Annotated in this window: 9 protein-coding genes; 2 read left to right on the forward strand and 7 right to left on the reverse strand. The window is 51.7% G+C overall.

Annotated features, from left to right (window positions below):
* Positions 1–103 precede the first annotated feature (103 nt).
* The 6 genes from ACYVEA_RS33805 to ACYVEA_RS33830 all read right to left on the reverse strand — a co-directional run bounded on the left by ACYVEA_RS33805 (position 104) and on the right by ACYVEA_RS33830 (position 9,735).
* Positions 104–508 (reverse strand): hypothetical protein, encoded by a 405-nt coding sequence (locus ACYVEA_RS33805; protein ID WP_461117799.1) that lies wholly within the window; start codon positions 506–508, stop codon positions 104–106.
* A 1-nt stretch (position 509) separates the two neighbouring features.
* Entirely contained in the window at positions 510–1,826 is a 1,317-nt protein-coding gene (locus ACYVEA_RS33810; protein WP_461117800.1) for an RHS repeat domain-containing protein, read from the reverse strand.
* Between the two features lie 92 nt (positions 1,827–1,918).
* A complete protein-coding gene (locus ACYVEA_RS33815) occupies positions 1,919–2,308 on the reverse strand; it encodes a hypothetical protein (RefSeq protein ID WP_461117801.1) in 390 nt (129 codons plus the stop codon).
* A complete protein-coding gene (locus ACYVEA_RS33820; protein WP_461117807.1) occupies positions 2,305–6,891 on the reverse strand; it encodes a DUF6443 domain-containing protein in 4,587 nt (1,528 codons plus the stop codon). Before ACYVEA_RS33820 ends, ACYVEA_RS33815 begins: the two co-directional genes overlap by 4 nt.
* The gene (locus tag ACYVEA_RS33825; RefSeq protein ID WP_461117802.1) at positions 6,876–8,690 is read right to left on the reverse strand and encodes a hypothetical protein; all 1,815 of its coding nucleotides are present in this window, start codon (positions 8,688–8,690) and stop codon (positions 6,876–6,878) included. The genes ACYVEA_RS33820 and ACYVEA_RS33825 overlap by 16 nt, the downstream gene beginning before the upstream one ends.
* 61 nt (positions 8,691–8,751) lie before the next feature.
* Positions 8,752–9,735, reverse strand: a complete 984-nt coding sequence (locus ACYVEA_RS33830) for a M43 family zinc metalloprotease (RefSeq protein ID WP_461117803.1) — start codon at positions 9,733–9,735, stop codon at positions 8,752–8,754.
* Between the two features lie 133 nt (positions 9,736–9,868).
* On the opposite strand from ACYVEA_RS33830, the gene ACYVEA_RS33835 reads away from it, so the two are divergent.
* Positions 9,869–10,093: a hypothetical protein gene (locus ACYVEA_RS33835; RefSeq protein WP_461117804.1), complete on the forward strand. Its 225-nt coding sequence runs from the start codon at positions 9,869–9,871 to the stop codon at positions 10,091–10,093.
* A 283-nt stretch (positions 10,094–10,376) separates the two neighbouring features.
* Complete coding sequence (locus ACYVEA_RS33840; protein ID WP_461117805.1) at positions 10,377–10,784, forward strand: type II toxin-antitoxin system VapC family toxin; 408 nt, start codon at positions 10,377–10,379, stop codon at positions 10,782–10,784.
* Positions 10,785–10,813: 29 nt separating this feature from the next.
* Here ACYVEA_RS33840 and ACYVEA_RS33845 read toward each other — a convergent pair whose 3' ends face one another.
* Positions 10,814–11,179: a hypothetical protein gene (locus ACYVEA_RS33845; RefSeq protein ID WP_461117806.1), complete on the reverse strand. Its 366-nt coding sequence runs from the start codon at positions 11,177–11,179 to the stop codon at positions 10,814–10,816.
* Positions 11,180–11,490: the final 311 nt, after the last annotated feature.

An 11,490-nucleotide genomic window follows, 5' to 3' on the forward strand; every position in this document is an offset into this window, starting at 1 on the left:
GTCAGTGGTTGCCACTGCTTGGTCATTACTTTGTTTCTTGGTCGATACAAAGTTGACTCGGCTACCAGTCCTTATCAATTCCCCAACAAACTCTTAGACGAACCTAATCTACGTCCCTGAATTCAAGCATTCCATATTTTTCTAATTGCTTTTTTTTACCTTCAAACACTTCTTCATAAAGCGGTCCTTCAACAATGTTTTTAAATAGTTCTGGTTTGACATTTTGGCGCTCATGAATATAGTAATTCGTAATGCTGTTTTTTTCATTCTCTTCCATAATAGGGTGCTGTTTTGCGACAACATACTTTGTATTATAAGCTACTGAAAATGTGGAGCTCGGCGTTATGCATATGTAAGCCCCTGTCTTGGTAGCATAACTTAAACATTTTTCATTTTCAGAATCTGTAGCTATTATATAGTAGTTTCCAACTATATGTTCTTCAACAGCTAAATCCTGACAACTAATTAGCAGTATTGCTAAGAGCCAAACCCGTTTCAAAATCTTCATTTTATTTGTTAAAAAACTTCTTATTATCAATTGGAACAGATAACCAATAATATTGATACATATTTCCACCAGGACGCCATAAATTTCTACGCCAAGACGGAGATACACCGTACAAAAATGACCTCATGCTTGTGTTATTTATTAACAAAATTGAAAGGTTTTTACCATCTTCGGATTTTATGTCAATATCATAAGTACCAACAAATTGCTCAATTGGATCAAAACCTGCTCTAAATAATCCTTGTATTCCAAAAGAACCTTTATAATTGCTCACACCTGTGCCGACTAAATAATTTTTACCATAACGTAAAGTTCGTCTGTAGGCTTTGAGATTTTCCGGCTTGCTATAGTAGTAAGCAATAGCTTCTTGAACTCTCCATGCATCTGACATGGCTTTAGATTCATAAGAATTCTCTAGAAAACCTCGGCTCTCAAGGCCAACCCCAAAAGCCCATTGTAAAAACATAACTCCCACTTCTAAGGTCCCGTCAAGATCATTTTTTTCTCGCTTCCCCGGCGTTCGGCTATAACCACCTTGAGCAGGATCTCTGGTAGCTTTATTTTTCCCTGGTGGGTCTCCATTATCGTCACCCTGCTCAACCCCATCCAGTTGTGTTTGCGGAGCCTGATAAATCGTTTTTACATCATTCTCTCCAATTTCATGCTCATTACCGTTAAAATCCTTGATGACCTGCATTCCATCCGGATCAATAAAGCGTAGTGGATTATTATTGCTAAATACATACGGACTCCACCGTCGACTAGCTTCCGATAGTGGATCAATCTGCCACCAACTCCCCATGCCCGGATCATACCACCGCGCTCCGTAATCGTAAAAGTTCAGATCAAACTCGTCACTGAGTTCCTTGCCATTGTACAAATACCGGTACTTGCCTGCACTCGCATCACTGTACCAGGCCCCGTCCATCTTCCGGCCAAAGGGGTAATAATGGCTCTCCGAGAGAATCTCCGAATTATCAATACTCCCACTGCCGTCTTTATCGGTGAAGACTAATCGCGTGTTGCCCAGATGATCCCGCAGCACGTACTCGTAGCGATAACTGCCCCCGTTGTTATAGGCCCGCCCTTCCTCGTTGTAGACCGCTTCCACGACGTTGTTTTTCAGCTCGATGCCCCCCAGGTAGTCCTGGGTCAACGTAACGCTGCCCGCCGTCTTGACCGTCCGGCGCAGCTTGGTGCCCAGCCCATCGTATAACAGCTCGATGCTGTTGCCCGCGTTGAAACTGAAACTGGTGGGCAGGTTCAGAAAGTTGTGGGGCACGCTCAACGGTACGTTCACCACCGGAATACTGCTCACCCCGTTAGCCGTCGTCGTCTGGTTGGTCCCACTCACCACCCCCAGGGTAGGCGTGTCCAGATTCGACTTGACTGAATAGCTGCTAGGCTCTTTTAGGAATGTATATTAATTGTTGTTAATGAATTCTCATCCATGTCTGGATAATAATATAGAGTATTATCTTCTATTTTCTCCAAAAAGAAAAGATTCTCTTTCTTAGTGATTATTATTTCCATACTCTTCGTTTCGATATTTATTCGGGCCAGTTTAAAGCCAGAACTGAAAAAATTATTAAAATACAGAGGTATATATATATATCCTCTTTCATACAAGAAAGGGCCACCAAACAAATCGTTCATTGAAATAAGTTGGTTATCTATTTCTAATTTTCCAATCATAGGGCTCCCCTGACTTATTTCCATTAATTGCCGGTAAATAATCGTATGGCCTTCAACAATTTTTTCAGAGGGAAAATCTATCGGTGTTTCAAAATCTGATCTCATCTTACAACAGTTTTCGATGTTTGGTTTAATACATTCCGAGAAGGTACAATAAACTGTGGAGAGCCACCGGGGTGTTTCCAACCTTGTGGACCAATTATTCCAAACTTTACAGGTGTGCCTTTAGGAATAATACCTTCAGTGTATTGTGTTAAACTATTCCATTCAGGTTTAATAGCGGCAAATACTCTATTAAGAAATTTACTTGTTCCAATCTTTAACCCCCAAAAATCTGGTTTTCCTAAATTCATATTCCCAAATCTCTGAACAGGTATATCGAAAGGAATTTTTATATCAACCCCTTTAAATAAAAAACCGTCCGAGGTTGTAACTTTTATACCATTGACAGCGGTATTTTCTGCACTTAATAATGGACCGGCTAGAGTCATCAAACCGCCAAGGCGCGTTTTTATTTTATCATCGTAACTATCAAATCCTCTTCCGCCCACATGATTATCAGCAAACATAGAATAAATGCCATCTATCAAGCCATAAGCGAACCGTTGGCCAATATTTCCATCTCGCCAATTATCTGCCATATCAGGCTCGTAGGTTGAAACAGTTGCTTCTTCTACATGTATTTTCTTCCCTTTTATTGGTGGATCTCCGCCATCTTCACCTTGCTCAGTTCCATACTGAGCTGCAAAGCCTAACGTACCGGTAGCCTGATCCGCAAATTGGGCATCTTCCACCCGCCGTTGCAAGGCTTTGGCCGCATCATCGGCGGCATCCATCCCATCGGGATCAATAAAGCGTAGCGGATTGTTGTTGCTGAACACATACGGACTCCATCGCCGGGATACTTCGGCTAGGGGGTCAATTTCCCACCAACTCCCCATGCCTGGATCATACCACCGCCCCCCGTAATCGTAAAAGTTCAAATCAAACTCCTCCGATAACTCCTTACCGTTGTACAAATACCGATACTTCCCTGCCCCCGCATCACTGTACCAGGCTCCGTCCATTTTGCGGCCAAACGGGTAATAATGAGCCTCCGCCAGAATCTCACTGTTGTCGATGCTGCCGCTGCCATTTTTATCGGTGAACACTAATCTCGTGTTGCCCAGGTGATCCCGCAAGACGTACTCATAGCGATACCCACTCCCAGTATTATAGGCCCGGCCTTCCTCGTTGTAAACCGCTTCCACGACGTTGTTTTTCAGCTCGATGCCCCCCAGGTAGTCCTGGGTCAAGGTCACGCTGCCCGCCGTCTTGACCGTCCGGCGCAGCTTGGTGCCCAGCCCATCGTATAAGAGTTCAATACTGTTGCCCCCATTGAAACTGAAACTGGTGGGCAGGTTCAAAAAGTTGTGGGGCACCGACAGGGCCAGGCTGGCTCCGGGAATGCTGGTAGCCCCGGTGGCCGTGGTGGTCTGGTTGCTGCCACTGCCCTGCGCCAGGGTGGGGCTGTCCAGGCTGGGATTTACCGTGTAGGCACTACTGCCCCTGACCAGCCCGCTCCGGAGCTGACTGGTGATATTGCCCCGTACATCGAAACTCTGGCTCTCGTTGAAATAATTACTATTGACAATACTGCCCGTGGCGTTATACTCCGATGAAACCGCCCCCGTCAGCCGGTCAAGGTAGTCATAGCTCAGCCCGTAGGCCTGGGTGGTGCGCCCCTTGACCTGCCACAGCAGCTGGCCGATGTTGCCACTGTTCTGGCTACTTCCCCCCAGCCCCGGTGTGGGGTTGTTATACTCCAGGACTTGCCGGAATAGATCATCGGTCGTCGCGCCAAAGGTCGGCGTACTAAAATTACTCAGCATCTGGCTCACCGGCTGCGTGCTGTTCGTCAGCGAAGCTGTCCCGTTGATGCTGCTCAGCAGTCCATTGGTCAGGTAGCCGTAGTCGATCTGCTGGAGACCGTTACCCAGCTGCTTCCCCTTCAGCTGATCCTTGTCGGTGTAGCTGAGCTGACTAAGGGTTGTAGCCCCGGCATTATTGAGGCTCTGGCTCGTCTGGGTCAGCCGCCCCCAGCTGTCGAAGAGTCGGGTATTGGTAATAGTAAGCCCACTGCTGCTGCGGGTTTCGGTCAGGATGTTATCCCCGTTATCGTAGCTGTAGTCCGTACTCTCGGCCGTAAAGTTAGACAGGTTGAGGTGGTTGTTGCCGCTGGTATGGCTAATGCGCCCGTAGGCATCATAGGTAAAGTCCGTTTGCAGCAGCCCGTTAGCAGCCCCCGGACTCACCACCGGATCGGCTACGTTCAGCAGCATTGTTTTCCGTTGGCTGAGTTTATCGACCGTAATGCCCGAGGGAGCCGTGCTGTAGGTATTAGCCACAATGGTGTTTTGCAGGCTCAGGCTACCGTCACTGCCGGTGTTCCATACGCCCTTGGCCGTCAGCCGACCGTAATCATCGTACTGGCTTGCCATCCACCGCCCGCCATTGTTAGCCATAAACGCATCCTGGAAGCGCTCGGGCAGTTCCCGCAGGTTGTAGACGTACTGTTCAGCCGCTTTGCCGGGCAGTTTTTTGGTCTGCACCAGGTCATTGTCAAAATAGCTGTAGCTGTAGGTTAGCTCGCTGCTGGACCAGGTGGCCCCCGGCGGAATGACTTTGACCAGCCGGTCCTTGTCGTCGTAGACGTAATAGGTATCACTCCGGCTGCTTTCACTACTATTAGCCCGGCGGCTGAGCAGCATCCGCCCTTTTTTGTCGGTGAAGGCGATGGTCTTGTTGCCATTGCCGTCGGTAGTGGTGGTTTTGGCCAGCAGGTTATCCCCAAAGGTGGAGGAGCTGCCACTGGCGGAGTCATAGTTCAGCACGCCGTCGCCCGCACTGTTGCTGGCGTAGCCCGACTGGGTGGCCGCCCAGCTGGGCGGGGTAACACTGCTGACCCGGTTTAAAGGGCTGTCTTCGTACTGGGTCAGCGTAAAGGGCGTCGCCCCCGGGTCTTGGTAGGAACCATTGCTCTGTCCACTGGCGAAGGCTTCAAAGGTCTTAGTTACCCGCCCCTGGCTGTCGTAGCCTACGGCCCGGATCTGGTCATTGCCCGACGGGGCTTTGCCCTGATAGACCGTTTGGAGGCTGCGGCCCAGTCCATCCAGGTAATTATAACTGGTCTGGAGGGAGAGGCCACTGCCGGGTACGGACGCAAAGTTCGTGCTGGTTTTGACGTAGCCCCGACTGGCAATGCTGCCCGGACTATTCAGCGTGGGATAGGCGTAGGTATAGCTGGTCGTGACCGCGCCATTGCGGGCGCTTACCTGCTGGAGCCGCATCAGCGGATCGTAGCTATAGCTGGTAAACTGCCCATCGGGATTGGTCATCTTGCTGACCAGCGCCGTACCGGGGGTGTACTCATAGCTCCAGGTGAAGTTGAGGAACTGCCGCTGCTGAAGCAGGGCCGAGGGCGTCCACTGGTAATATTCGGGCTGCCAGCCCACTTTGGTAAACTGGCGGGGCAGGCCGGGAGCACCCGTGGGGGAGGTGGTGCCGTGGTAGGCATCAAGGGTGCCTTTGAGCACCCAGCTGGCCCCCTCCCGGTTATAGAATTTATAGGGCCGGATAAAGCTACCAGTCGGCCCGCTGCTCAGATTGCCCGAGCCGGTATCAAAGAAAGCATACTCGGTCTGGGTGCCCTTTACCATCGTGCCGGTCGTGACGGTGGTTTGCAGGGGCACCAGCAGATTCAGGCTGGTAAAGGCCGTCACCTGAGCGGCTGGCAAACCACTCAGATCGGCGGGGTATGTATACTCGGTAATGGTCTGCTTGTTGTCGGAATTAGTGAGGATTTCCTGGGTCAGCTGCAGGTGGCCATTGCCGCTGTACTGCCGGGTGGTAATGGTTTGCTGCCCATCCTGCACGCGGGTAATGGTCTGATAGCGGAACGGACGGGTGGGCACCTGGTAACGTTTCCAGAAGGTAACGGGGTAAGCCGATGTGGGTAGGCCAATTCGGTAGGTAACCACCTTGAGTGCCAGCCCCTGCCCGTATTGAGGAGGATCATTTTTAGCGGTATAGCTTTCGGCTACGGCATCCAGCCCACTGGCATATTTCTGAACACGGTCGGTGAGCTGGCCTGATGCAATGCGGGGCAGGGAAGGTAACACAGGCAGGCCGGCAAAGGGCTGTACCGGCTCATTGGCGTATCGATAGATCGTATAGGAACTCGTATTGGCAGGGCCGTTATATTCCCGAACGACTTCATACCCGATATGGTACCCTTCGAAGGAGCCCAGCGGTACCAGCGTGTGCTCAAAGAAAAACGCATTCCGCAGCCGCTGGGAACCCGTCGGACAACCGCCGGAGGTAGAGCCATCGGGCTGGCAACTGCCCACACAGCCATCATACACGTAGCCATAAATGGGCTGGTTATACAACTGCCCACTCGACGCCCCCGGTATCGGCGAGTTGTTGGCATACTCATAGCTTTTGACCACATCGTTGGCCGGATTGAGTCCGTCGTTGCTGGTAATGGTTTTGATGCGTAGCCCACCCACCTTCCGATTTTCTGAGACGGTGTTACTCGAGACGATCCGCAGGGTGAAGAGGGAGCCACTACGCGCCCCCACTAGCTCAAAGCGCAGGGGGGTATTGGCGGGCAGGCCCGACAGTAAATCGGTTAGCTTGCCGCCCATATCCTGTATCGGATTGCCTTGGCAGGTGGCGTAACCAGGCCTTTCGAACAACAGGGTGTTGCCCGAATAGACCCGCAGAATGGCATAGGGGTCACCGTAGTCGGTACAGTTGCAGGTTGGATTGCCCGTATGCCGCACTTGCCAGCTGTAATAGGTGTTGGCCAGATCGCTGGCGGACAGGTAAACGTCTGGGAAGCGCCCGGGATGGGGTAGGTATAACTATCACATTGGCCCCCGGGCCAGTAGTGGTTTAAGCTGCCCAGCTCGGTGGCCGTGGTCACCACCCGGCTGCCGTAATACGTATTGGCCTCGTAGGCAAAACTCGTCGAGCCGCCGGTGGGGTAGGTGATCCGGCTGAGCGTGCCCCAGGTCATGGTGGCCTCATTGGTCTCCCGGTTGGCATTGCCGTAGACGATGGTTTCGGGGTTGCCGCCCGTAATGGGCACATAGGTCAGCGCCGTGGTGGGTATATTCAGACTCCCCGACACGGGGTTGGTGGTAGCCCCATTGTAAAAGCCCCAGTGGTCGGTGGCCGCCGACAGCCGGGTGGGCAGAAAGTCCGGACTGCCCGCCTGGCCGTAATAGTCCAGCGTGTAGGGCTGGGCCAGTACATGGCCGTCGCAGGATTTTTCCTGGACACTGGTTAAGCGGAGCCGCTTGTCGGCTGCGACTCCGCCCCCGTTCAGGCTCGAGTTATCCGAGAAATAGCTGTGGCCCAGCGCAAACGTTTTACAAAACGATCCCGGCCCGGCGGGTCCCGACTGAATCTGAATCTCGGCCAGTTCTTTAGTTTTGGCCGCGTAGGGATTGACCAGATCCTGACGGTCAGCGGTGGCAACCAGGTTGACGCTGGCCGTTGGGGTGGTGATGGAGCTTAGCCGCAACCCATTAATGGTGACGACATGGGCCTGGTAGTTGTTGCGGGTCGCATCCCCTTCCTGGGTATTACTCACCCGGTAGTCATACTGATACTGCTCGGAGACGTAGTTCAGGTTGATGCTGTAGGCCTGGTCGGCGGAACTGATCCGGCGCAAATACCAGCCACTGATATTGGGTGGGGCATTCAGGCTGGGTTGACTCTGTTCTGCGCCCAGAAATATATTCGTTTCGCCCGGCAACAGGCCATATTCATAGCGGGTGCCATCGGGCAGGGTCAGTACGAACCCTTTCAGGGGAAACGAGGTGCCGCCCTGATAAACGTAGTCGATGCGAATATCCTGCTGGGGAATCAAAATCACCTTGCCATTGACGACCCCGTCGTTGGTCTTATCGGCATCGATGTAAAACTTGCCCGAATAGCCGCCCATAGAAAACGAGAAAATGTCAGGCTCGGGATCTTTATTGCCCATGGCCACATATTCCTGGTTCTGCTGGGTGGGCAGGCAGCCATTGGCATCCAGGGTAATATCCTGGCCCACCGACATATAGCCCTGGAAATTGCCGGTTTCTTCGTCGGCGCGGCCCTGGACGGTGCGGCTGATGAGGCCTCCAGCCTGCAAACTCCAGCCCAGGCCCACCCAGCTGACGGGTTCGCCCACCTTCATGCCCCCCGCATGGTAGCTCAGGGAAATGGGCAGCTTCAAGGGGCCCGACGTCAGGGTATAGATGGGGATGCCCACCGAGGGCACCCCCGTGTAGTAACTGACGGGAATATCGCCGTATTTGCCCAAACTGGCGGCCGTAGGCGAAGGCATCACTACGTCTTTGACGTAGTTATTGACGGGTTGGGCCCGCAGCGCAGCCGCGCCGAAGAGGGCCATGAGCAGGGCCAGCAGGCCAGCCCCAAATTTAGTCATCACAAGCAGGAAGGAACAAAGGAAACGAAAACGGGATAGCTGGTAGAGAAAAAGGGGGGTGAGCCTAGCGCTTGATGAGGCCCGCGCGCAGGCCGTCGGGAGCCAGCATGGCCCGCATGCGGTCTTTCTGGCCCTGGGTAAACAGCAGCAGCAGGCTATCCTCGGCATTGTCCATGTAATTGATGTACATGGCCAGCGGAGCCCCCGGGCAGAAACAGATCTGGCGGGAGGCTGGCCCCCCCAGCACCTGGGAATTGGGGCCCGAGTGCAGGGGGGTATCGGCCACGCCATCATCCTGGCAGGGATGAGCCTCATCCCACAGGTCGTATAAGCCCAGGTAAGTGCCCATCAGGTGGACCAGCGTTTTGCCCTGGGTATAGGGGGCCTTGGCGGTCCCTTTGTCAGTGCCGAAATAGTGGGGGTCGATGACAATGCCGTCCAGTTCGCCGGGCGCGCCGGGCAGGTGGGCATAGCCCGCATTGGTGCCCTCCAGCTCCCCAATCCAGATGTTGAGGAGGTGGGCCGGGTCCACCGGAGCGATGCCGCCCTGTTTGGGGTCCTGGATCTGGTTGAGCAGCTCCCAGCTTTGGCGGTCGGTCCTGACGCGTTGAATGGCCGATCCTTTTTGGGCGTCGGCGAGTACGAACTGGATGCCGACCTCGACGCCCTGGGCGGCGTAGGCTTCCAGGCCCTGGGTGGGCAGCTCTTTGGGGGGCGTGTAGGCTCCGAAGGCCTGGTTGAGAATGGCCAGTTGGGCCTGAACCTGCTCGTCGGTGGGCGTGGTCTGGCCGTCCGCGGCCAGGATGTGAAGGACGACCGGGATCTGCAGCGTCTGCTGGCCGGTCCCTTTGCCAATCAGGGTGGGCAGCTGTTCTTCGAGCTGGGTGATGGTTTTGGCATAATCGGGAAACTGCTTCAGCGTGGCCGTCCGCACGGCTTGGGTATTGAAGTGGCGGACTGGTTGTGGCTGAGCCCAAGCCGGGGCCCACAGGGCAAGCAAGAGCGAGCCAGCCAGCAACGGCCGACTCATCAGGGAAAGAGGAGGCATAGACAAAGGTGAACGGGGTGGGTCGGTAGTTCCTTTCAGGTTAAAACAAGTAACATCAAAGGATCACTGCAAACCAAAGAATAATATTTTATAAAACAAATATTTAATTAGATTATTTCTATTATATTTTCCTATGCATTTTATCAGAAGCTACGTACAGCGGCTATCGGGAAATCCTGTACAACTGGTACCGCTATGGCGGACGAGTAGAGGTCCACAGCCCGCGCCTGGGGGACCAACCCCGGCCGATTGCCCTGTCGGGCTACACATCTACTGGCTCAGGAGCGCAATGGGGCAGTTGACTTTGCTCTACACCCAACTAAACCGGTTGATTTTAGGAGCCTCATGCATTGGTTAAACGAGCGATTGGCTTGATTAAGAGCCGTGTTTTGTACAAAGGAGCGCTCGATAACCTGCCTACTTAGGGGGTGTTCCAACATTCGTACGAAATGTTCCATGGATAATCTATCATACTCTTTATGCGCAGATAATCAGACAATTAAGGACAAATATTGGAATCAGTAAAAGAAACGTTCGATTTCTTTACTGGGCCAAGGCTTAGCAAATTAATATCATTTGAGCCTGTTTTCTCGACAATAAACTCAGTCAATCAATCAAAGTAAGCTATCTATCATAGCTACATGAGTTATTTAACTGTTCAGAACGGGCCGATGGAACATTTCGTACGAATGTTGGCCACCCCCCATCAAATCACCAACAGCCTGTACCAAGCCGCTATTGACCAGCAGCGGTTTTTCATTTCTCAGCTCTGCATTTTGGAAACCGCTTTCACCTTACGAAAGCTGGGTCAACAACCGGACGATATTGAAGCGATGCTGGATGCATTCTTGGCGTATGAACCCGTTTCCTCGACCTTAGCAGAGATGAAACGGGGCATTGCTTTAGCGAAGCTGATCGGCTTCCAAAACATCAGCGATTGTGTGCATCTGGCCATTGCTGAATCGCACTGCGACGAATTTTGTACTTACAATAAATCCGACTATAAGCGGCTTCAACAGCATACGAGATTGAAAGTCACGTTGCTTTAAACCGGTTAATTGAATCCAAAAAGGCTGAATCAAAAATTAGCCGTAAAATTTGTAGGCTTGATTCCACACCCAATGAAAAAGTAAAAAGGTTGGGAAAAAGTAATTGTTTTAGATTTCGTATATGTCCCGTCTGATTTTTTGCAAATCACAAAAAATTTGTAAAATCCGTTATTTATATCCCCCAAATAGTACATCCTTTTTATTGGAGGAATCGACGGATCATTCAGATAGTCCATGCTGTAGTAATTATAATAATTATTAAGATTTTGGCTTGAAGAAGGCGGATATGTGATAATATAAGGAGCCATTGCTCCTGTTATTAAATCCGTTTTGACAGAACTACTGCCCACCATTAAAAAGCCATCTATATATCCCGTTCCATCTTTATTAGGCATTGTAAGGCAAAGAATTGGATCTGATTTTGCTTCTGTGAGATGAGCGCTGAATATGAAGCCTCCATCTGCTCCTCCTGTCAGCGGATTGATTGCAGTAGTGCATGCAGTGTTTGTGATAGTAACTTCACCTGTTGGTGGTGTGTCATTAGCAATTGGAGTCGCATTAGTTGGAGCGCTAAAACGTATAATGCTAACATATTTAACTGGTTCCAGATTATAGACGCGTGAGTTAGTCCGTAAAGAATGCTACCTCCTTCTTCCGAAAGAAACAGCTTATGCGCGCTCGATCAGCCTGTAAGTAATTCACTTCC

This window comes from Spirosoma jeollabukense (assembly GCF_054777855.1).

Excerpts from the sequence above, each read along its gene's own strand:
- ACYVEA_RS33815 (WP_461117801.1), bottom strand. The coding sequence starts at position 2,308 with ATGAGATCAGATTTTGAAACACCGATAGATTTTCCCTCTGAAAAAATT.
- ACYVEA_RS33835 (WP_461117804.1), top strand. The coding sequence starts at position 9,869 with ATGCATTTTATCAGAAGCTACGTACAGCGGCTATCGGGAAATCCTGTA.
- ACYVEA_RS33830 (WP_461117803.1), bottom strand. The coding sequence starts at position 9,735 with ATGCCTCCTCTTTCCCTGATGAGTCGGCCGTTGCTGGCTGGCTCGCTC.
- ACYVEA_RS33845 (WP_461117806.1), bottom strand. The coding sequence starts at position 11,179 with ATGCCTAATAAAGATGGAACGGGATATATAGATGGCTTTTTAATGGTG.
- ACYVEA_RS33820 (WP_461117807.1), bottom strand. The coding sequence starts at position 6,891 with ATGGGCGGCAAGCTAACCGATTTACTGTCGGGCCTGCCCGCCAATACC.
- ACYVEA_RS33840 (WP_461117805.1), top strand. The coding sequence starts at position 10,377 with ATGAGTTATTTAACTGTTCAGAACGGGCCGATGGAACATTTCGTACGA.
- ACYVEA_RS33805 (WP_461117799.1), bottom strand. The coding sequence starts at position 508 with ATGAAGATTTTGAAACGGGTTTGGCTCTTAGCAATACTGCTAATTAGT.